This is a genomic window from Mucilaginibacter frigoritolerans (assembly GCF_007830615.1).
In the GTDB taxonomy this organism is placed as follows: domain Bacteria; phylum Bacteroidota; class Bacteroidia; order Sphingobacteriales; family Sphingobacteriaceae; genus Mucilaginibacter; species Mucilaginibacter frigoritolerans.
The window spans coordinates 254,564-277,193 of sequence record NZ_VLLI01000004.1; the positions used below are offsets into that span (position 1 = coordinate 254,564).

The following is a 22,630-nucleotide window of genomic DNA, read 5'->3' on the forward strand; positions in this document are numbered from 1 at the left end:
CTGAAGGTTAAGGTTAAAAGTTAACAACCTGCCAATACGCTTTTTTAGGCTGAAAATTCTGATCGAACAATAGCGGATAGTTTTTACGGCCAATAACCGGATACTCATCCAGCCAGGTATGTTTATCCGAAATATTCCAGAAAGTAACGCCGCTAATAACATTCTTATAATCGCGGAATACTTTAAATACTTCCGCATATTTATCGGCCTGTTTTTTCTCCAGATCGGCTGTATAGGCATCCGATTCCCCCGGGCGCAGGCTTCTTTTATTCTTCTCCCACGGGTAAATAGAAATATCCAACTCGGTGATCTGTACTTTTATGCCCAGCGATGAAAACCGCTTTATCGTTTCGATCAAATCTTTCTGATCGGGTTCATAAATTGACCAGTGTGCCTGTAATCCAACACCATTAATAGGCACTTTGGCATCTACCAGTTTTTTTAACAGTTGATAAACGCGTTCGCGCTTTTCAGGACGCTCGGTATTGTAATCGTTATAAAATAATACTGCATTTGGATCGGCTTCATGGGCATATTCAAATGCTTTCACAATAAAATCTTCTCCACAGATCTGGTACCATAGTGAGTTACGTAAAAACTTGCTGTTGTCATCATCAATGGCCTCATTTACTACATCCCAGGCGTAAATTTTACCTTTGTAGCGACTTATCACAGCGGTGATATGGTCTTTTAACCGTTTTAGCAGCACTTCTTTAGTAACCTGCTTGCCGTCGGCACCTTTAAATAACCAATCGGGCGTTTGCTCGTGCCAGCATAAATTATGCCCGCGAACCCGTAAGCCATGCGCTTGTGCAAAGGCCACTATGGAATCAGCATCTTTCCAGTAATACCGGTTTTCTTCAGGATGGATAGGCCCCATCTTCATGGCGTTTTCGGGAGTAAGGCTATTAAACTGACTCAATATTAATGCTGCCTGCTGCGGATCTTTAAGTGACTGCGGTGATACAGCCACACCAATAGGGAAATAATCTTTGTAATAATCTTTCAGTCCTTTTGATTGAACAGTTTGGGCTGTTGATCTGTTGTTGAGCAGCAAGCCACCTTGTAGTATTATACAAAGACTAAGCTGTTTTATTTTTTTTAGATTGATACTCATATGAGTTAAAATTTTATCGGTTTAAACTTGGGTACTATAGTGTGCATAAGCAGCCACGCTAAAATGTAGGCGCTGCCGCATATAAAAAACATAATATAATAGGCGGTTTCAATTTGATGAATTGATCTGTAATGTACAAAAAGGCCTTTTTGGACCATAATAGATAGCAAAACACTCCCAATTGACCCAAACATGCCGCCAATGCCCGTTACCGAGCCAACAGCCTTTTTAGGAAACATATCAGAAACGGTGGTAAAAATATTAGCGCTCCAGGCCTGGTGAGCTGCTGCTGCAACACCTATAATAATAACCGCAAGCCATAAGTTAATGCTTCCTAATAACTGCGCAAATACAATGGGTATTACCGCTATAGCATAAATAAGCATTGATGTTTTGCGCGCCCTAAATGCGGTCCAGTTTTTATCAATTAAATATTTAGGTAAATATCCGCCCAAAATACTGCCAATTGCCGACATGGTATAAACCAGCGCCACAGGTAAGGCAATGGCTGTGCCTTTTAAGCCATATTCACTTTCCATAAAATCGGGGAGCCAGAACAGGTAGAACCACCAGATAGGATCGGTTAAAAACTTGCCAGTTGAGAAGGCCCAGGTTTGTTTAAAGCTTAATAACTTAAACCATGATACTTTTTCTTGGTCATCTAATTTATCATCTGATTCTGCCTGCTGGCTGCCATCGCCATTAATATAATCAGCTTCTGTTTTCGACAGGCGTTTTTGTTTTGAAGGAGTATCGTAATAAATATACCAGAGAACGAGCCATAAAAAGCCCATTGCCCCGGTTATAATAAAGGCCCATTGCCAGCCCCAGGCTACCACAATAAAAGGGACAGTTAAAGGTGCAACAATGGCCCCTATGTTTGCACCTGAATTAAATATCCCCGTAGCCATTGCCCTTTCTTTTTTGGGGAACCACTCGGCAACAGTTTTTATGGCCGCCGGGAAATTGCCTGCTTCACTTAAGCCCAATGCTGCACGCACCACACCAAAACCCAAAGTACTTTTAACAAGGGCATGGCAAACCGCAGCAATGCTCCATAAAAAGGTTGACAGAAAGTAACCCGATTTGGTGCCTAACTTATCAATGAGCCTGCCTGCACCTAATAACCCAAAAGAATAAGCAATTTTAAAGGCAATTTCAATATTGGCATAATCACCATCATTCCAGTTAAATGTTTTGGTTAAATCTGATTTTAACAAACTGATTACCGCCCTGTCCAGGTAGTTTATAGTGGTGGCAAAAAATACCAGCGCACATATTGTCCATCGGTAATTACCTGTGTTGCTTGGTTTCACGCTGTGTTGTTATTAATGGTAATAAAAACAAAAGTTGCCTTTCTCCATAGATACTCAGCAAAGCAGAGGACCTTAATCCGGAGCGGATGATAAATTTTATTGGTTTATAAACAAATTGGCCCAATCCGGGTAAACGTACACGGAAAGTTTACTGCTCCATAAAGATGAATAATTCATCTGTTTAAATTAAGCAATCGATTACAAATATATAGGAATATACGAAGAATAAAAGTTGAAAATGACTTCGTAACAAGCATCTTACCGAAAAAGCCAATTGTGGTTTTTCATCGTTTTGCGAAAAAAATAACTCGGCCACGATTTTAGCTGATTAACTTATAAGGCTTTTTAAGTATCATATTATAAGCTAATTAATGAGTAAATTATTAATTTGATTAAATAATTATAGTTGAGTTATCAAAATAATAAAAGATTGAATGTGCTGGATACTTAATATTTGGCAATGAAAATATTTTTTTAAAATTTATTGCAATCGATTGCATTTTTAATTTTTCTTTTCTACATTTATTCCAAGATTATTTACCAATTATAATTTTTCTTTAATAGTAGTTTTTCAGGGGGAGTACCATGTGCTGGTAGATTATAATATTGCTTGTAAAGGCAATAATTACACCTGCTGGTTTTACGGTTAATATCTGTGCTATTATAAAAGGCAACCTAAATAAAATTAATTAACCGATAGCCATGTATAAAACCTGTCCAAAATGCCCCGGATAAAATGATTTACCTACAGGTATCCAAAGCCTGTATGCTAACCGTACCAATCAACTAACCTTTTATATAAAATGAATTATGAAAAAACTTAGACTAATTAAATACTGGAGCGGATTATTGATGCTGATAAGCCTTAACCTGTTTTCTTTATCCCTTCGGGCGCAAACCACTGCCATAAAAGGTACCGTGATTGACGAAAAAGGAATGGCCGTAATTGGCGCTACGGTAAAACTGAAAAATCTTCAAGGTGCTACCTCAACAGATGTTGAAGGAAAATTCAGTATCCAGGCTCCTGCCAACGCAACCTTGGTAGTATCATATCTGGGGTATGTTACACAGGAAACGCTGCTTAAACCCAACAGCAATAATTTGAAAATAACGCTGGTTCCATCGCCCAATAACCTTAATGAGGTAATAGTTGTAGGTTATGGTACACAGAAAAAACGTGATGTTACCGGCGCAATTGCTACCGTTAGTGGGGCCACTTTAGCATTGGCTCCCTCAACAAATGTGGTTGACCAGTTAAAGGGTCAGGCTGCAGGTGTTGACATTGTAAGCAATGGCTCCGGACTGGGTAGTCCAGATCAGATCCGCATCAGGGGCAGCCGTTCATTATCAACCAGTTCAAGTGCACTGAACAGTCTTGACCAGCCGTTGATAGTGGTTGACGGAATACCCTTTGGTGGAAACATCAACGACCTTGATCAGGACAATATTCAAAGTCTGGACATATTGAAAGATGCATCGGCCACAGCCATATATGGATCAAGAGGATCTAACGGGGTTATATTAATAACCACCAAAAGGGGCACTAAAGGCAAAGCCACAGTGAGCTATAATATGTACTATGGTAACTCCAATATATTAGGCGAATTAAAGGTATTTAACGGTCCTGAATACGCACAGTTTAAAGCATATTCTGCTCAACTAAACACTTTAAGCCCAGGTTCAAGCGGTTATCCCTTAACCCCTGCCGAACAGGCCGGTGTTAAAAGCGGGACTTCAACTGACTGGCAAAAACTTATTTATCAAACCGGTCATAATTTAAATCAAAACATCACCTTATCTGGTGGTGATGATAATACACAATATGGCATGGCTGCTGGTTATTTATATCAAACTGCAACTATACCAAACCAAAACTTTACCCGGTATTCATTGCGTACCACTATTGATCGCAAAATAAATGATGTAGTTAAAGTGGGTATTAACAGTTTAACTACCTTAAGCTACAACAACAATCCCGGTGGTACCGGAATTACCAGCGGATTGATGAGATTAAGTCCCTTAACATCTCCATACAATGCCGATGGCTCTTTAAATCTTTTACCGCAGGCCGGCTCTACAGATGCATCAACAGTTAACCCGTTAACACTTAAAACTGATGCCAGTGCCATCTACTCAAATACAAGAGAGCTAAGAACTTTTAACAGTTTATACGGCGAAGTAAATATTTTGAAAGATTTAAAATATCGTATTAACGTAGGTTTGGACTTTACCCAGGTAAATGGCGGTAACTACACCGGGGCCTATACTTATGCCAACAGCAATATTACTACCCTTGCCCAGGCCACTGCCCAGGTTACTAATGATGAGGCTTATACCTACACCATTGAAAACTTGTTGACTTACGATAAGGTGTTTGCGAAAAAACATCACCTTACTGTTACTGCCTTATTCAGTTCGCAGAAAGACCATACGCAAAACTCTCAGTTTAACGGCATTGGTTTGCCAGCCGACTATATTCAGGATAAAAACCTTTCCCTTGCAGGTACAATCAACGCAACCTCTGCCACCGTTAATCCTACAGCCAATTACTTTGCTGAAAGAGGTTTATTATCAGAAATGGCCCGCGTAAATTACGGCTTTGACGATCGCTACCTGATTACCGCTACCGTACGTCGTGATGGTGCATCGGTATTGGCACCAGGGCACCAATACCTTACTTACCCTGCAGTAGCATTGGGTTGGAACATTATCAATGAGCAATGGATGAAAAATACCACCACTTTTGATAACCTTAAATTAAGGGCCAGCTATGGTGTAACCGGTAACCAGGGTAGTGCGCCATATCAAACACTGGGTGCTCTTTCTACCAATTACTATAATTTTGGTACAAGTACCGCAGGTCAGTCAGCAGCATACACCGTAACTACACTGGCTAATACCAATTTAACATGGCAGTCAACCGGAGAGTTTAACTTTGGTTTAGATTTTGGTGTATTAAAGAACCGTTTAACCGGTACCATTGATGTTTATAACCAGGATACCAAGAATATATTGGTGTCAAACATATTGCCGGCAAGTAATGGCGCTACCAGCCAGATTTCGAACCTTGGCAAAACGAATGACAAAGGTTTGGAAATAACCTTAAGCAGCATCAACATACAAACCCATGATGGATTTACCTGGACTACTGATTTTAATATATCTTTCGACAGAAATAAAGTAACAGCACTACCAAATGGAAGTTTGGTTGATATACCTGACGGGTGGTTTGTAGGATATCCTTCAACAGTAATTTATGATTATAAAAAGATCGGTATCTGGCAGACCGGTGATCCGGCTCTTGCAAAACAAACATCGCCGGTTCAGGTGCCAGGTCAGATAAGAGTTGAAGATGTAAATGGCGATGGTAAAATTACACCTGCTGATGAACAGATTATCGGCAATTTTCAACCACAATATACTGCCGGTTTAACCAATAGGTTTTCATACAAACGTTTTGATTTAGCCATATCCATGTATGCCCGTATGGGTATGCTGGTTGAAGTGCCATACCTTGGTGCTGATAATGGTACCGGCGGTTATTCTTTCTTCGAACAAGGAAGAAACAACCAGCTAAAGGTTGATTACTGGACACCTACCAACCCAACCAATGCATTTCCTAAACCCGATGCCAGTGCGTCTGCCCCACTTTATGGTTCTACTTTAGGTTACGTTGATGGCTCATTTATAAAAGTACGCAGTATTAACCTGGGCTATTCGTTCCAGCCAAAACTGCTTGCGCGTGCGGGCATCAGTTCATTAAGGGTATATCTTACTGCCGAAAATCCATTTATCATATATTCTCCTTTTGTTAAGAATGGTTATGGCCCGGATCCAGAAGGAAACGGCTACGGTGGTGGCGCTAATGCACAAGGTTCATCCTACCTGGGTGCACCTTCAAGACAAGTGAGTGTTAATGCTAACGACCCCTCGGTACGTAACTTTAATATTGGCCTAAGTGTGAAATTTTAACCGATTATAATTTACAATTATGAAAATATATAATAAAATATCGATCATCACAACCACGGTAGCTTGCTTGCTAAGCGTAACTAGTTGTAAGAAAATACTGGATGAAAATCCAAAATCAATCATCGTCCCCTCATTTTTAGGCACTCCGGCTGGTATTGAAGGGGGTATTGCAGGCGTTTATAATGATTTACGCAGTAGTTACGGAACCGAAGGTTTTGAATTAACCCAATATGCGGGTACAGATGAGAACTTTGCCGGTGTAAGCGCACAAAGTAACGGTATGTTTAGTACCTATAACGGCATCAATGGCGGAACTTTCAGCGGTTTTTGGGGCACCTGGTATCAGGATATTAACACGTTGAACGGTGTTTTGAAATATGGCCCATCATCAGGTTTGCCTGCTGCTACATTGAACCAATACCTTGGCCAGGCCAAATTTTTACGCGCGTTTTGTTATTATTACCTGGTAACTACTTACGGTGCAGTACCATTACACACCACCTTTATTACGCAGGCAACTACTTCAGATACCCGCGCCTCTGTAGCCAGCGTTTATGACCAGATCATCCAGGATTTGACAGACGCCAGTACAGAATTGCCCGCACAGGTTACTTCTCCATTTTTAGGGAAAACAGCTACACAATCTACAGCCCTATTTATGCTGGCTAAAACTTATCTTACCCGTGGGTGGTCAAGCGTTGCACAAGCAAATGACTTTACACAGGCTGCAACTATTGCCAGCACCCTTATTGCCAATAAAGGCACTTATGGGGTTGATTTATGGCAGAATTATGCCGATGCATTTGCACAGGCAAATGATTATGGTAAAGAAGCGCTTTTGGTAAGCGACCATGATAACAACACCATATATGGCGATTATACTGCCGGAGCATCTGGTGGTAATGGGCAAAACGTATTGCCTAACCTTTTCAGGTGGAACTACGTGACCATGACTTCTGCTGCTTCTGACAATGAGGAAACTATTCCTATTAACCTTAATACAGGCGGCGGCACTTCCATGATGTTCAGGGATGTGGCTAATGGCCGTCCTTATAGTCGTGCAATGCCTTCTCCTTATGTATTTACCCAGGTTTTTGCTGAAAGATCAGCAGATACGCGGTACAATAAAACATTCCAAACCGTATGGATAGCTAATACCACACCAACCGGTGGAACGAATACAGTTATTGGCTCGCCAAGTGTTACTACGCCAAGGGGTACTTTAATTTGCGGAGTAGATACCGCTATATGGATGCCCGGATATGAAGTAACGGATGCGCAAAGGGCTAAATTTAAGGGAGTAATTGTTACACCTAGCCAGTATAGCCCAACCGTGTTTCCAACTACAAAAAAGTTTGATGACTTAACCCGTACAGGTGCAAACGACCCATCAACACGCCCGCGTTGTATTATCAGGTTTGCTGAAGCATACCTTATTGCTGCAGAAGCTTATTTTAAACTGGGCGACAATACCAATGCCGCTAAATATCTGAATATTATACGTGAAAGAGCAGCATATGACCCAAGCAAAAGCAGCACGCAAAATACTTCAGATGCCCTGGCAATGGATATTACTCCTGGCCAGGTTACGCTTGATTTTATTTTGGATGAATATTCGCGCGAGTTTTACAATGAACCCCGCAGGTGGAATGATCTGGTACGTACCCAATCATTGCTGCGCAGGGTAGCCATGTATAACCCTCAGGCTAATCAATACATTAAGTCATTTGATGTTTTAAGACCGATACCACAGGATGAGCTTAATGCTATCCTTACAGGCCCGGCAATGCCTCAAAATCCCGGTTACTAGTTGTTTATTATATTTGATTTATTTGCAAAGGCTGCCCGAAAGGCGGCCTTTGTTTTTTCCTTTTGTCAATGTTCATAACAAAAGAAACGCTGACATTGTTTTGTCAGTGTTCACGGTGTTCATGCATTCAAAAATGAACGTTATTAATAAATACTTCTTTTTATCCCCATTTCCAGACCTCTTAATTCGGCAAGTCCTTTTAAACGACCTATAACCGAATAGCCCGGGTAGGTTTTATAGTTAAAATCATCCAATAACTTATGCCCATGGTCAGGACGCATAGGAATGGCAATATCGGTTCGGCTTTTGTCTTTGCGTCTTTTTTGTTCGTTGATGATGCTTTTCATAACGGCATACATGTCATTGCTGCCATTTAAATGGTCGGCTTCATAAAAGCTGCCATCAGCTTCACGTTGTACATTACGTAGGTGCAAAAAGTGGATGTGTTCTCCAAGGCGGTCAATCATTCCCGGCAGGTCATTGTTCCCGTTTGCGCCCAATGATCCGGTACAAAAGGTAATGCCATTGGCAGGAGAGGGGCAGGCATTTACCAAATCTAAAAGATCCTGTTCTGTACATACAACCCGTGGCAAACCCAGTATCGGGAACGGAGGGTCATCCGGATGGATACACATCTTTATGCCAAACTCTTCCGCGTATGGAATAATGGCACGCAGAAAATAAGCGAGGTTGCTTTTTAATACAGCGGCATCAACCTCTTCATATTTTTTCAGGTGTTCTTTAAACTCGGCAATGGTAAAAACTTCATCAGTGCCCGGCAAACCCGCCATTATGGTGTTAATCAAGTTTTGTTTAGCAGTCTCATCCAGCGTTTTTAGATGTTTTTTGGCCTCTAATTGCTGTTCAATGGTAAATTCATTGTAAGCTTCCGGCCGCTCTAAGATATACAAGTCAAAGGCAGCAACAGCCGGTGCATGATACCTCAGGGCCGATGCCCCGTTTGGCAAACGGAAGTCCAGGTTGGTGCGTGTCCAGTCCAGCACCGGCATAAAATTATAACAAACTGTATGGATGTTTGCTATTGACAGATTTTTAAGAGTTTGTATGTAATTCTCAATATGCTGATCGCGACCCTTCCCGGCAGTTTTTATGCTTTCATGGATATTTACACTCTCCACAACTGACCATGTGAACCCAGCTGCTTTTATAATATCATTCCGCTTTTTTATTTCGGCGCTACTCCATATTTTGCCGCTGGGGATATGATGCAGGGCATTTACAATACCGGTTGCCCCGGTTTGCTTAATTGCCGCTAAAGTAACCTCATCCGAAGGACCAAACCAACGGAAGGTTTGTTCTAAGTTTTCAATCATCCTTATATGCTCTAAAAATCTATCTTATTTAACTGTTAAAACGGCTTCAGCACCTTTGCTCATCCCTAAATCTGCACTTCTTTGGGTAGGTACTGAGTCGGCAATATAAATGTGGTAATCTCCACTTAATTCGGTTGATTGTCCATTGTCCTTAATGCTTTGCAATAGTTCGGGAGTGATGTCAAACTCAACTTTTTGCGCGTCGCCCGGTTGTAGCTTTATGCGTTTAAATCCTTTTAAAGAGTAAAGTGGATTATTGCCGGTTTGCGGTACGGTAATGTAAAGCTGCACCACTTCGTCAGATGCCATTTTGCCGGTATTGGTAACCGTTACTTCAGCCTTAAGCGGTGTTTTTTTATTTGTTTTTTGTGCCGATAACTTCATATCCGTAAAGCTGAAGGTGGTATAGCTCAAACCAAAACCAAAAGGATATAATGGCTCGGCAGTCATATAACGATAGGTGCGTCCCTTCATGGAGTAATCTTCATATGGTGGCAACTGATCCAACGATTTTGGGAAAGTAACCGGGATACGGCCCGATGGTGATGTTTTACCAAAAACAATATCTGCAATGGCATGTCCACCTTCTTCACCCGGATACCAAACCAACAATACTGCATCGGCCAAATCCTGTACCTCGGCTAAATTCATGGGACTGCCACCGGTCACAATGGCCACAATTTTATGTTTATTGCCTGCACGAAGTTTCTTCAGGAAATCTATCTGGTTTTGTGGCAGGTTATAATCCAGCCTGTCGCCAAAGTTGGGTGAGGCAATGGCTTCGCCTTCTTCGCCCTCCAGCATGCCGCTAATGCCCATCACCAAAAAAGTAACATCCGATGCTTTGGCATCGTCGGTGGTCCAGTCTATTGGGTTAGCATTGGGTCTGTCCAGCAAAATACCGGCTTTATACTGCATCTGGCTGGCTGGCGAAATACCGGATGCCAAACCTTCCAAAACGGTGGTCATTTGCGGGTTAACACCATAATAATTGCCCAGCAACACGTCAACGCTTGATGCATTAGGGCCGGTTACATAATATTTTGGTAAGTCGTTCCTTAAAGGTAAAACCCCGTTATTTTTTGTTAGTACGATAGATTCAAGCGCTACTTGTTTTGCCAATTGCCTGTGCGCATCGCTATTGATCACACTGGTTTGTATATTATCATAAGGACTGCTACCTTTAGGATCAAACAGACCCAGTTTAAAACGGGTTTTTAATAAGGTGGTTAATGCGGCATCAATTTCTTTTTCGGTAATCAATCCGCGTTTTACGGCATCTACCAATGCAGGGTATTCATCACCACAATTTAAATCAACACCATGTTTTACGGCCAGGGCAACGGCTTCCGCTTGTCCTGGTACCACGTGGTGGCCCATGTAAAAATCGGCAATGGCGCCGCAATCAGATACCACATGGCCTTTAAAATGCCATTGATCATGCAATACGGTATCCAGCAAAAGGTTGCTGCCACAGCAAACCTCGTTATTGGTACGGTTATAGGCGCACATTACCGCTTCCACGTTGGCATTTACCAGGGCTTTAAAGGCGGGTAAATAAGTTTCGTACAAATCTTTTGGTGATGCCTGTGCATTAAAGGTATGGCGCAATCTTTCCGGTCCGCTGTGTACCGCGAAATGCTTGGCACATGCTGCTACTTTTAAATGATCGGGATCAGTACCCTGTAAGCCGGTAATAAAGGCGACACCCATTTTTGAGGTTAAAAACGGATCTTCACCGTAGGTTTCCTGCCCACGGCCCCACCTTGGGTCGCGGAAAATATTGATATTGGGTGTCCAGAAAGTTAAGCCTCCAAAACGCAGGTGATAATTATCGGCCTCAGCTGCATTATACATGGCCCGTGCTTCGTCAGATATAGCTGATGATTCCTGCCCGGCCAGTTGATCATCAAAAGTAGCAGCCAAACCAATAGCTTGTGGAAAAACGGTAGCCACACCCGAACGGGCCACACCATGCAATGCTTCGTTCCACCAATCATAAGCCGGAATATTTAAACGGGGAATTGCCGGCGCAGCATTCATCATCTGGTGCACCTTTTCATCTAAAGTAAGTTTTGATACCAAATCCTTTACACGGTCATCTATGGGTTTGGATGGATCGAGGAAAATGCTTTGTGCATTTGCTGCATTTAAAAACAAGCAAATACCTGCTGCCAGCAATAGTTTAAGTTTATACATATCGGTTTAATAATTGGTTTATCGGTTATCTGTAATCCTGACGCCTAATATTTTTTAATTAATTAAGTATTAAGATTGATACAAATTTATATTTTTGCAATCGATTGCAAAATGTTATTTAATTTTATTTCACTCAATTAAGGTGAGGAGTTAAGCCCCTCCTAAATCCTCCCCGGTAGGGAGGACTTAAAATAAATGTAGTTGAAGCTAAAGTCTCCCCTACTGGGGGAGATTTAGAGGGGGCTAAATGCTTATTGCTCCCTTAATTTAATGAGATTGAACAATTAAATAGCCGCTGTTAAAACAGGCTTTGCGGATAATTTGATATAACCGATTGTATATTTACGTATAAAATTATCAATCCATTTATGAGTGACCAGGAAAAAGAAGTTACCATTTACGATATAGCCAATAAGTTAAACATATCAGCTGCAACAGTAAGCAGGGGATTAAAAGATCACCCGGCTATTAATAAAAATACAAAAAAGAAAATACTGGCTGCCGCCGCCGAAATGGGTTACAGATCTAACTCTTTTGCCAGTAACCTGCGGAAAAAAAGCAGTCACATTATAGGCGTAATAGTACCGCGCCTCAACAGCAGCTTTATGAGCGATGTTATTGCCGGTATTGAAAAGGTAGTGAACGAAGCTAATTATAACCTTTTCATCAGCCAGTCGCTGGAGTCAATGAAAAAGGAAGTGAGTAATGCCAAAGCAATGTTCAATAACCGGGTGGATGGTTTAATGGTATCATTGGCTTATGATACCAGCGATATTGCCCATTTCGAATCATTTATAAACAGGGGTATTCCATTGGTGTTTTTTGACCGTATTTATGAACATGAAAAATGCCCAAGCATCTACATTAATAATTATAAGGCGGCTTATGATATTACCAGCCACCTGATAGAGCAGGGCTGCAAAAGAATAGCGCATATAAGCGGTAACCAGTTGCGCAATGTATATGCCGAACGTACGCGTGGCTACCAGCAGGCGCTAAAAGATAATCATGTACCTTTTGATGATACGCTTTTAATTATTAATGATTTAAGCGCCAGGGCTGGTAATGAAGCAGCAAATCAGTTGCTGAACTTACCGGTTAGGCCCGATGGTGTATTTGTAGCAAATGATATTTGCGCCATTAGCTGTATGCAGGCAATGAAAAAGCAAGACATAAAAATACCTGATGATATTGCTTTTGCAGGTTTTAATAACGACCCAACATCGTGCGTAATTGAACCTAACTTAACTACCATTGATTATAAAGGATATGAAATGGGCGAAACTGCAGCCCGTATTATGATTAATCACTTGGTAAATAATGATGATCTGCAAAAAACACAAAGCCTCATACTACGGTCGGAATTGATTATCAGGGAATCATCATTAAAAAAAGGCAGCAAAACATAAAAATATTTATTGTTAACAGTTAAATGGATAAAAAAATAAAGCTGGCAATTGTTACCGGCGGCGCATCCGGATTGGGATTGGCCACTACTAAAAAATTTGTTGAGAACAATATTAAAACCATTATTATTGGCCGTAATGAAAAGAACCTGGCCGAAGTAGCCGGTAGCCTTGGCGAACTTTGTACCTATAAGGTTTTTGATTTGGGTAATTTAAAAGAGATTCCCCAATTAATAACAGAAATAATAGCTGAACACGGACAGATTGATATATTAGTTAACAATGCAGGTATCAACCAAAAAAAGGCTTTTACCGAGGTTACTGATGAAGATTTTCAGCAAATTATCCAAACTAACTTAACCTCGGTATTTGTATTGAGCCGGGAGGTGGCTAAAGCAATGCTAAGCAAAAAATCAGGTACTATCATCAATATCAGCTCAATGGCGGCGCAATATGGTATCCCTTATGTAATTTCATATACCGCAGCAAAAAGTGCTATTGAAGGAATGACTAAAGCTATGGCGGTTGAATTATCGCCCCAGGGCATCAGGGTAAATTGTGTGGCGCCGGGTTTTATAGCTACCAATATGTCGGCAAAGGCACTGGATAGCGATCCGGAGCGTAAAAGAAAAGTACTTTCACGTACCCCAATGGCAAAGCTCGGTGAGCCGGAGGATATTGCCGAAGCGATACTCTATCTTGCATCAGATGGGGCTAAATATGTAACCGGTGTTATTATTCCTGTTGATGGTGGGAATTCGATAGGGTTTTAAAATCAGCTTAAAAAGCATAAAAAAACAGCGATGAGTTTTAAATTCATCGCTGTTTTTGTTTTAGGGCTATGTGTAAAATAGCTTACCAGAAAATGGTGTAGAGTGCTACCAGTATGCCTGTTATAAGAGTAGCACCAACGGCAAAGCCGGTTGATGTACGAAACATTTTGGTATCCACTTCGAGTGCATTTACTTTGGTGCCTTTGGCATTTTCAATCATCGAAATAATGTACATGCCAACTATACAAATTACAAATACTATTCCCATACGGTCAAGAAAAGGGATTTCATATAACTTAGTTACGCCATCTTTTTGAGTTACCAGTGTGGAGAAACCGTAGTTTTTCAGAAACTCCAGGTTGATATATTGGGGCATCCATTTAAAGATCACCGAAAGTAGAAACCCGCCAATGGTTGAAAAAAGTGCCGCGTTTGAGGTGCTCTTTTTCCAGAAGAAACCAAGGATAAACATGGCAAAAATACCCGGCGATACAAACCCGGTATATTCCTGTATAAAATCAAAACCACCTTTTTTGTCGATCCCTAAATGGGTGCATATTAAAACACCAACTATCATGGCTACTACTACCGTAATTTTACCAACTACTACCATTTTTTTATCGGTCATGGCTGGGTTGAATTTTTTGTAGATGTCCATGGTAAAAATGGTGGCAATACTATTAGCCTTGCCTGCCAGTGAGGCAACAACTGCTGCGGTAAGCGCTGCAAACGATAAGCCCTTTAATCCCGAAGGCAATAAGTTAAGCAAAACGGGGTATGATCTGTCGGGATTTAACTCACCGTTTTGCATTAACTCGCTATGAAATACATTTTCTTTATAAAGTATGTAAGCAGCAATACCAGGCAATACCACAATAACCGGCATTAATAATTTTAAGAATGCTGCAAAGAGAATACCGCTGCGGGCAGTTTTTAAATCGGCACCTAAAGCACGTTGGGTAATGTATTGGTTGCAACCCCAATAGTTAAGGTTCACAATCCACATACCGCCAATTAATACGGTAAGGCCCGGCAATGAGGAATAATTAGGATTATCCCTATGCAAAATCATGTGGAAGTGATCGCTGGCCTGGCTACCCATCAGCTTAAGGCCGTTAAAAATACCCGAAGTATGATAATGTGTTGATACCAGGTTAATGGCAATATAGGTAGTAACCAAACCACCCAGTATTAAAAAGAAAACCTGGATAACATCGGTATAGCCAATAACCTTCATGCCGCCCAGTGTAATAAAAACGGCAAATGTGGCCAGGCCCAATATACATATCCAGGTATCAATGCCTGATATGGTATGAACCGCCAATGCACCTAAAAATAATATGGACGTTAAATTAACAATTACATACAGCAATAACCAAAATACCGCCATAATCATAGCCACGGTTCCGTTGTACCGCTGACTAAGGAATTGAGGCATGGTATAAATCTTATTTTTAAGATATACCGGGATGAAAAATATGGCAACTATTACCAGTGTAGCAGCGGCCATCCATTCATAAGTAGCAATGGCTATGCCCATTTTAAATCCGTTACCGCTCATTCCTACCATTTGTTCGGCCGAAATGTTAGAGGCGATGAGTGATGAGCCAATTGCCCACCAGGTAAGGGAACCTGCGGCTAAAAAGTACTCTTTGGATGTTGCATCCCCGGTTTTTTTACGCCGGTATACCCAATATCCGTAAAGAGATACTATTAAAAAATAGACAATAAATATCAGGATATCAGCAGTTGTTAATTGTTTGTTCATAATTTATTTTTAGGTTTTATTGGTTGGTTTGAAAATTACGAACTAAATGTAACGATTTATCAGGTTCTCCAAATACTCTTGTTTACCGCTGATGGTTTTAGGTTCACCATTTTCGGCAGCAAAGTTTCTTAAATCTTCTAAAGTAAGTTTTCCTTCTTCAAAAGCTTTTCCTTTACCACTGTCAAATGAGGCATACCTGTCTGCTCTGATTTTTTTGTAATCTGATTTTTGCAGAATCTGATCAGCAATAACTAAAGCCCTTGCAAAAATATCCATGCCGCCAATGTGTGCGTAGAATAAGTCGGCCGGGTCAGTTGAGTTTCTGCGGATCTTAGCATCAAAGTTGATACCGCCTCCCTGAAAACCGCCAGCTTCCAATACAATCAGCATGGTTTCGGCAACTTCATTAATATTGTTCGGAAACTGATCGGTATCCCAGCCATTTTGATAATCGCCACGGTTAGCATCCATCGAGCCCAATAAACCGGCATCAGCAGCTACCTGTAACTCATGCTGAAAAGTATGCCCAGCCAAAGTAGCGTGGTTAACTTCAAGGTTAAGTTTAAAGTCGTTTATCAAATCGTATTTCTGTAAGAAGCCTAATACAGTAGCCGCATCATAATCATACTGATGTTTGGTTGGCTCGCAAGGTTTGGGCTCAATAAAGAACGTTCCTTTAAAGCCTTGTTTGCGGGCATAATCTTTTGCGGTATGTAAAAATTTGGCCAGATGTTCCTGCTCACGTTTCATATTGGTATTCAGCAATGACATATAGCCTTCGCGACCACCCCAGAAAACATAGTTTTCGCCGCCTAAAGCAATGGTAGCATCCATAGCTGCCTTAACCTGTGCACCTGCATGGCTCAGTACATGAAAATCAGGATTGGTTGCTGCACCATTCATGTATCTTCTGTTCGAAAACAGGTTGGCTGTTCCCCATAATAATTTTACACCGCTTGCCGCTTGTTTTTGTTTGGCATATTCAACCAAAGCCTGCAGGCGTTTTTCATTGTCGTTCACGTCGTTGGTATAGTCAACCACATCAACATCATGAAAACAATAATAAGGCAGGTTCATTTTGGTGATAAACTCAAATGCTGCATCCATTTTATCTTTGGCACGTTCAACAGCATCCTGTTTGGTGGCCCATGGAAATAAATGGGTAGGTTCGCCAAACGGATCGGCGCCGTTACCGCAGAAGGAGTGCCAGTAAGCACAGGCAAAGCGCAAATGATCTTTCATGCTTTTACCGGCAACTATTTTATCTGCATCGTACCAGCGGAATGCAAGTGGATTATCTGATTGTGGCCCTTCGTATTTTACCTGGCCAATTCCCTTGAAAAATTCTTTTTCACCTACTGTAATGTTCGACATATGTGTATGAATTAATTATTTGATTATTGATTTTATATTTCTGTTATTTCTTTCTATAGTTTAGTTTTCCAATTGCCATGATTACCTTCTTTGCGCGAAGCGGAGAGAAGGTCGACCAGCGTAGCGTCGTCGGGATGAGTCGACACCGCTAATGTATTTACGTTAATGCAGCTTGCAGAGTTGACTCACCCGAACATTGCTTCGCTCGTTCACCCTCTCTTTTGCCAGCAAAAAAGAGGGTCAGCCCTCTTTTTTAGCCTCCTGACACCCTCTTCATCTTTCGAAGGCCCTGTGTTTAAAACCCATCGTTATAGTTCTGCCAGCTGTTTTTCAAGCAATACTTTCCATTCCTGATAAGCTGTTTCCAACTGCTGTGATTTTGGCTCAATTAATTGTAATGGATGCATATTGCTAAACGCTTCGGCCGGCGATTTAAATATTTGTGATCCTATGCCTGCCCCTAATGCTGCACCAACACTGCCATCGTTTTTGTAAAGCTCAACAGGTACGCCGGTTATATTTACAAATGTTTCTGCAAAAAGGCCGCTTAAAAACAAGTTGGCTTTGCCTGCCCTTATCACAGATGGATTCATGCCGTTGCTGCGCATAATATCCAATCCGTAACGGAATGAAAATGCAATGCCTTCCTGCACCGCCCTAAACAGGTGTGCACGGGTATGTAAGTTAAGATCGATGTTTTGCAGGTGTACGCCAACCAGCTTATTGTTCAGCATCCGTTCGGCACCATTGCCAAAAGGTAAAATGCGGAGTCCGTCGCTGCCAACAGGTGCGCCTGCCGCCTCATCATTCATCTGCTGGTAACTTACCGATGTACCGAATAAGCTTTTTACCCAGCGATTAAGGCTGCCAGTGCCGTTAATACATAGCAATACGCCCAGTCGTTTTTGTTCTTCAGTATAGTTAACGTGGGCAAACGTATTAACCCGTGATTGTTTGTCATAAGCAAGCTGATCGCTCACGCCATAAATTACGCCCGATGTCCCTGCGGTAGCCGCTACTTCACCCGGATTTAATACATTTAGTGAAAGCGCATTATTAGGCTGATCGCCTGCCTTATATGCTACCGGGATACCCGCTTTTAAGCGTAGTGCTTTTGCAATTTCGGGCAATAAACCGCCATGATTAGAAAACACCGGACGGATCTCCGGAAAAAGCGAAAGGGAAAATCCAAAATAGTTAGTCACGTCTTCAGACAATCGATTGCCGGAAAAGTCATAAAAAACGCCTTCAGAAAGGGCCGATACAGAGGTGGTAATTTCGCCGGTTAAACACATGGCAATAAAATCGCCGGGCAGCATTATTTTGTCTGTCTGCTCATAAATTTTTGGTTCGTTTTTCTTTACCCATGCCAGTTTTGAAGCAGTGAAATTTCCGGGAGAGTTTAGTAGATGCGAAAGGCATTTTTCTTCGCCAATGGTTTCAAATGCTTTATCGCCAATTTCAACAGCGCGGCTATCGCACCAAATAATGCTGTTGCGCAATACCCGTTGCTGCTTATCTACTAAAACCAGCCCATGCATCTGGTAAGCAATACCAATAGCCGATATATCAGCAGGTTGATATTTGCCCGAATGATGGCACAAATTAATAGCATGCTGTACATTTTCCCACCACATATCAGGCGATTGCTCGGCCCAGCCCGGTTTAACGGCTATAATAGGTGTCTCCTCATCGGGATATTGTGCCGATGCAACAACCGTTTGTGTTGCGGCCTCAACAACAGAAACTTTAATGGACGAGGTCCCGATATCTATACCTAATAGTAACATTACTTTTGGTGATGATTTAAATTTATTTAATAATGACGGTTTATAAACTGGTAATGATTTACAGCAACGAAATTAAATTATTTTTTTAATCCGCAATCGATTGCGGAAATTTATTTTCATATTTTTACAAAAATCATGAAAAGTAAAAAAAGAACTACCATATATGATATTGCCGAAAAGCTGAATATTGCTGCTTCGTCGGTTTCAAGAGCATTGAGCAACAGCAACCATGTTAATGAAGCCACCAAAAAATTAGTCCTTAAAACCGCAGCCGAACTAAACTACAAGCGCAATACCCTGGCATCAAACCTGCGCAAGGGCAAGTCAAAAACAATTGGAGTGGTGGTTCCCTTTATTAATCAAAACTTTTTTTCCAATGTAATTGCCGGTATTGAGGAAGCTTCTTACCAAAAAGGATATAACCTGATCATCTGCCAGTCCAACGAGTTGCAGAGTAAAGAGATAAAATGTGTTAATACACTCATTAATCAGCATGTTGATTGTATTGTGATCTCGCTTTCTGTTGATAGCTCTGATCATCAGCACCTGCAAAATGTAATAGATAATGGTATTGAGCTGATTCAGTTTGACCGTGTGGCAGATGAACTGGAAACATTGAAAGTAATAAACGATAATGAGCAGGCCTCATTTGAAGCGGTATCGCACATGATAGAACAAGGCTACAAGCGTATAGCTTTGCTTGAAGGACCACAGAACCTGCAAATTTTCAGACAACGGAAAGTAGGTTACCTGAATGCGTTGAAGAAATACGATATGCCCATTTTGGACGAGCTGATTATTGAAAATGCCTGGACAAAAGAATTGGGTGCAAACGCTACCCGCAAATTATTGAATTTACCCGAACCTCCTGATGCCATTTTCGCTTCCACATCTGATTTTTCGGCACTCGGTGTGCTGGAAGTAGCATCAGTAATGGGCATTAAAGTGCCTTCACAATTAGGCATCTGTGGCTACTCAAACGAGGCCTTTACAGAAATTACCAGCCCATCCATTACCACCATTGATCAGTTTAGTGTGTACATGGGTAAAACCGTTGCCAACCTGTATTTTCAGGAAATGGAAAATAAAGATGAAACGGAAGTTGTACCTAAAATAATCAGCATTAAACCTAAACTGCTTATCCGGTCATCAACCCAACGAAAAACGGTTTAAATAACTAATAACCGTATCCTCATCATAATAATTGCTGTTTACTGCGGATATTTAACATTTCATATACAATATTTAAACATTCGTAGCATTTGATAACTGGCGCTATCAATACATTTACAACCAATTGTATTACCTAAAAAGCCACCACTTAATAAATACTATGTTAAAAAGAAGAGCGATCGCCAAAAACAAAATTTGGGCACTGTTAATGCTGTTATCTGGCCTTACAGTTAATTTTTCTGCCAAAGCAGCCATTAAATCATACAAAAAGGACGCAGCCGGGATAACCTTTTCATTAGATAAAGGTTTGATGAGGATAAAAATATGCAGCAGCGACATTGTTGAAGTTAAGTACACCATATTTGATGCTTTTGAGAAAAAGGAATCACTTGTAGTTAATAACCCCTGGACCAATAAAACCACTTTTTCGGTAACTGAAGCCAATGGTAGTATTATTATCACCACTTCGCGCTTAAAGCTTATCGTAAACAAAGCCACCAATGCCATAACTTATGCTGATAAGAATGGGAAGGTGATTACCGCTGAAGATAATACTGAAAATAAAACCATGCAGGCTGCAACCATTGCAGGTATCAATACCTATAACGTTAGCACACAATTTAAATCGCCGGCAGATGAGGCACTTTATGGGCTGGGCTGCCATCCGGAAGATTCATTGTCAATAAATTACAAGGGCCGTAATCAGGAAATGCTGATTAAGTACATGACCGGCGCTATTCCGGTACTGTTATCAACCAAAGGTTATGGCCTGTTGTGGGATAATTATGCTGCCTCCAATTTTTATGGTGGCGAAGCCGGGAACACTAAATTTAAATATGTATCTGAAAGTGGTAAGCAGGTTGATTATTACTTCTTTTACGGTCCAGATTTTGATCAGATAATTAACCTTTACCGTATTGCAACAGGTAAGGCTCCTATGTTTCCGAAATGGGCATTTGGATTGTTCCAATCGCAGGATAGGTATAAAACGCAGGAGGAGATTTTGTCGGTTAAAAATAATTACCGCAATAACCATATCCCGGTTGATGCCATTGTGCAGGATTGGTACTGGTGGTCGCCGCTACCCATTGGTTCACATATCATGAACCATGAGCGCTATCCTGATCCTAAAGCAATGGTTGATGAACTGCACAAAGCAAACATGCATGCCATGATATCCATATGGCCCGTATTTGGCAGTGGCACCAATAACTTTGATGACCTCAAAAGCAAAGGTTATTTAACAAGCATTACCTGGGATAATTTTGTTACCCATACTTTTGATACTTATTACGATGCGCACAACCCCAAAGCACGTGCATTATACTGGAAACAGGCAAAAGACAGCATAATTGCCCGTTATGGATGGGATGCCTGGTGGGTTGACCAATGCGAGCCCGATAACGGCTCATTACTGGATGAACGCCGCAAAGCCGATTTTTCGGTAGGCAAGGGGATTGATTATTTTAATACTTACTCTTTAGAACATTCAAAGGGCCTTTATGAGGGATGGCGCAAAGATATTCCGGGTAAACGAGCTTTCCTTTTAATCAGGCAGTCGTTTGCGGGCGAGCAGCGCAATGCCGCTACTTTATGGTCTTCTGATGTTACAACTACCTTCTCATCTTTACGCAACCAGGTTCCGCAAGGTATTAATGCTTGTGTTTCTGGTATTCCATACTGGACATCAGATATTGGTGGTTACATATCGCATGTATCGCCTGATGGCATTCCCGATTGGTCAAAACCAGACTACCGCGAGCTATTTACCCGCTGGTTCCAGTTCGGTACTTTTAGTCCTATTATGCGCATCCACGGCAAGGGCGAAAGAGCTTTGTTCTCCAATAACTGGGATGATAGCACCAAAGCCATCCTGTTAAAATATGATAAACTGCGTTACCGCTTGCTGCCTTACGTTTATTCGCTTGCAGGCCGTGTAACCAGCCAAAATTATACCATAATGCGCGCCCTTACTTTCGATTTCAGGAATGATCCGGGTGTGTATAATATTAAGGATCAGTATATGTTTGGCCCGGCTATTTTGGTTAACCCGGTAACTGAGCAGCTTTATACAGGGCCAAAGGCAGCCGAAGGCAAAACCACACGTAACGTTTACCTGCCGGCATCGGCTCAATGGTATGATTTTTATACCGGGCAGTTATACCAGGGCGGTCAAACCATCGCGGCAGCAGCGCCTATCAGCATTATACCTTTATACGTTAAAGCAGGCTCAATAGTGCCAATGGGCCCTGAGGTTGAATACGCTACCCAAAAAACCAACAAGGTTATTGAAGTACGTATTTACCCGGGAGCAAACGGACAGTTTACTATTTATGAGGATGAGAATGACAGTTATAACTACGAAAAAGGACAATCGGCAACCTTTACCTTAACCTGGAATGATAAACTGCACCAGCTAAATATTTCAGATACTAAGGGTAGTTTTCCGGGCATGCTTAAACAACGTACACTTAATGTGGTACTGGTAAAAGGCAGCCACGGATCAGGTACCGGCACTGTAAATAATTTTGATAAAACCATAAAATACGCTGGCAAAGCCCTGTCAGTTAAGTTATAAATAACACCCTTTAGTGCCCC

13 protein-coding genes are annotated in these 22,630 nt (G+C 41.4%); 6 read left to right on the top strand and 7 right to left on the bottom strand.

The window, feature by feature from the left end; all coding sequences use genetic code 11:
- Positions 1 to 13: 13 nt before the first annotated feature.
- Positions 14 to 1,117, bottom strand: coding sequence for an endo-1,4-beta-xylanase (locus JN11_RS08730; protein WP_144911714.1), 1,104 nt, complete (start codon positions 1,115 to 1,117; stop codon positions 14 to 16).
- 5 nt (positions 1,118 to 1,122) lie between these two features.
- A complete protein-coding gene (locus JN11_RS08735; RefSeq protein WP_144911715.1) occupies positions 1,123 to 2,433 on the bottom strand; it encodes an MFS transporter in 1,311 nt (436 codons plus the stop codon).
- 810 nt (positions 2,434 to 3,243) lie between these two features.
- Between JN11_RS08735 and JN11_RS08740 the strand changes: the two genes are divergently transcribed.
- Positions 3,244 to 6,405 (top strand): SusC/RagA family TonB-linked outer membrane protein, encoded by a 3,162-nt coding sequence (locus JN11_RS08740; protein ID WP_144911717.1) that lies wholly within the window; start codon positions 3,244 to 3,246, stop codon positions 6,403 to 6,405.
- A 19-nt stretch (positions 6,406 to 6,424) separates the two neighbouring features.
- The gene (locus tag JN11_RS08745) at positions 6,425 to 8,215 is read left to right on the top strand and encodes a RagB/SusD family nutrient uptake outer membrane protein (protein ID WP_144911719.1); all 1,791 of its coding nucleotides are present in this window, start codon (positions 6,425 to 6,427) and stop codon (positions 8,213 to 8,215) included.
- Positions 8,216 to 8,358: 143 nt separating this feature from the next.
- Here JN11_RS08745 and uxuA read toward each other — a convergent pair whose 3' ends face one another.
- Together uxuA and JN11_RS08755 are read right to left on the bottom strand one after the other, a co-directional pair.
- Positions 8,359 to 9,549, bottom strand: coding sequence for a mannonate dehydratase (uxuA, locus tag JN11_RS08750; RefSeq protein ID WP_144911721.1), 1,191 nt, complete (start codon positions 9,547 to 9,549; stop codon positions 8,359 to 8,361).
- A gap of 24 nt (positions 9,550 to 9,573) precedes the next feature.
- Entirely contained in the window at positions 9,574 to 11,748 is a 2,175-nt protein-coding gene (locus JN11_RS08755) for a glycoside hydrolase family 3 N-terminal domain-containing protein (RefSeq protein ID WP_144911723.1), read from the bottom strand.
- A 368-nt stretch (positions 11,749 to 12,116) separates the two neighbouring features.
- Here JN11_RS08755 and JN11_RS08760 point away from each other — a divergent pair, with 368 nt between their 5' ends.
- Both JN11_RS08760 and JN11_RS08765 read left to right on the top strand, forming a co-directional pair.
- Complete coding sequence (locus JN11_RS08760; protein ID WP_144911725.1) at positions 12,117 to 13,157, top strand: LacI family DNA-binding transcriptional regulator; 1,041 nt, start codon at positions 12,117 to 12,119, stop codon at positions 13,155 to 13,157.
- 23 nt (positions 13,158 to 13,180) lie between these two features.
- Entirely contained in the window at positions 13,181 to 13,927 is a 747-nt protein-coding gene (locus JN11_RS08765) for an SDR family NAD(P)-dependent oxidoreductase (RefSeq protein ID WP_144911727.1), read from the top strand.
- 82 nt (positions 13,928 to 14,009) lie between these two features.
- Here the strand turns inward: JN11_RS08765 and JN11_RS08770 are convergent, their stop codons facing one another.
- The 3 genes from JN11_RS08770 to JN11_RS08780 all read right to left on the bottom strand — a co-directional run bounded on the left by JN11_RS08770 (position 14,010) and on the right by JN11_RS08780 (position 18,859).
- On the bottom strand, positions 14,010 to 15,695 hold the full coding sequence (locus tag JN11_RS08770) for a sodium/sugar symporter (RefSeq protein WP_144911728.1): 1,686 nt from the start codon (positions 15,693 to 15,695) through the stop codon (positions 14,010 to 14,012).
- Between the two features lie 42 nt (positions 15,696 to 15,737).
- On the bottom strand, positions 15,738 to 17,069 hold the full coding sequence (xylA, locus tag JN11_RS08775; RefSeq protein ID WP_144911730.1) for a xylose isomerase: 1,332 nt from the start codon (positions 17,067 to 17,069) through the stop codon (positions 15,738 to 15,740).
- Between the two features lie 308 nt (positions 17,070 to 17,377).
- The gene (locus JN11_RS08780; protein WP_144911732.1) at positions 17,378 to 18,859 is read right to left on the bottom strand and encodes a xylulokinase; all 1,482 of its coding nucleotides are present in this window, start codon (positions 18,857 to 18,859) and stop codon (positions 17,378 to 17,380) included.
- Between the two features lie 135 nt (positions 18,860 to 18,994).
- Here JN11_RS08780 and JN11_RS08785 point away from each other — a divergent pair, with 135 nt between their 5' ends.
- Both JN11_RS08785 and JN11_RS08790 read left to right on the top strand, forming a co-directional pair.
- On the top strand, positions 18,995 to 20,032 hold the full coding sequence (locus tag JN11_RS08785) for a LacI family DNA-binding transcriptional regulator (RefSeq protein ID WP_144911734.1): 1,038 nt from the start codon (positions 18,995 to 18,997) through the stop codon (positions 20,030 to 20,032).
- 160 nt (positions 20,033 to 20,192) lie between these two features.
- On the top strand, positions 20,193 to 22,610 hold the full coding sequence (locus JN11_RS08790) for a glycoside hydrolase family 31 protein (protein WP_144911736.1): 2,418 nt from the start codon (positions 20,193 to 20,195) through the stop codon (positions 22,608 to 22,610).
- Positions 22,611 to 22,630: the final 20 nt, after the last annotated feature.

Coding starts and splice junctions, on each gene's coding strand:
- JN11_RS08730 (WP_144911714.1), bottom strand. CDS start 1,117: ATGAGTATCAATCTAAAAAAAATAAAACAGCTTAGTCTTTGTATAATA.
- JN11_RS08745 (WP_144911719.1), top strand. CDS start 6,425: ATGAAAATATATAATAAAATATCGATCATCACAACCACGGTAGCTTGC.
- JN11_RS08785 (WP_144911734.1), top strand. CDS start 18,995: ATGAAAAGTAAAAAAAGAACTACCATATATGATATTGCCGAAAAGCTG.
- JN11_RS08790 (WP_144911736.1), top strand. CDS start 20,193: ATGTTAAAAAGAAGAGCGATCGCCAAAAACAAAATTTGGGCACTGTTA.
- JN11_RS08770 (WP_144911728.1), bottom strand. CDS start 15,695: ATGAACAAACAATTAACAACTGCTGATATCCTGATATTTATTGTCTAT.
- JN11_RS08765 (WP_144911727.1), top strand. CDS start 13,181: ATGGATAAAAAAATAAAGCTGGCAATTGTTACCGGCGGCGCATCCGGA.
- JN11_RS08760 (WP_144911725.1), top strand. CDS start 12,117: ATGAGTGACCAGGAAAAAGAAGTTACCATTTACGATATAGCCAATAAG.
- JN11_RS08740 (WP_144911717.1), top strand. CDS start 3,244: ATGAAAAAACTTAGACTAATTAAATACTGGAGCGGATTATTGATGCTG.
- xylA (WP_144911730.1), bottom strand. CDS start 17,069: ATGTCGAACATTACAGTAGGTGAAAAAGAATTTTTCAAGGGAATTGGC.
- JN11_RS08780 (WP_144911732.1), bottom strand. CDS start 18,859: ATGTTACTATTAGGTATAGATATCGGGACCTCGTCCATTAAAGTTTCT.
- uxuA (WP_144911721.1), bottom strand. CDS start 9,549: ATGATTGAAAACTTAGAACAAACCTTCCGTTGGTTTGGTCCTTCGGAT.
- JN11_RS08755 (WP_144911723.1), bottom strand. CDS start 11,748: ATGTATAAACTTAAACTATTGCTGGCAGCAGGTATTTGCTTGTTTTTA.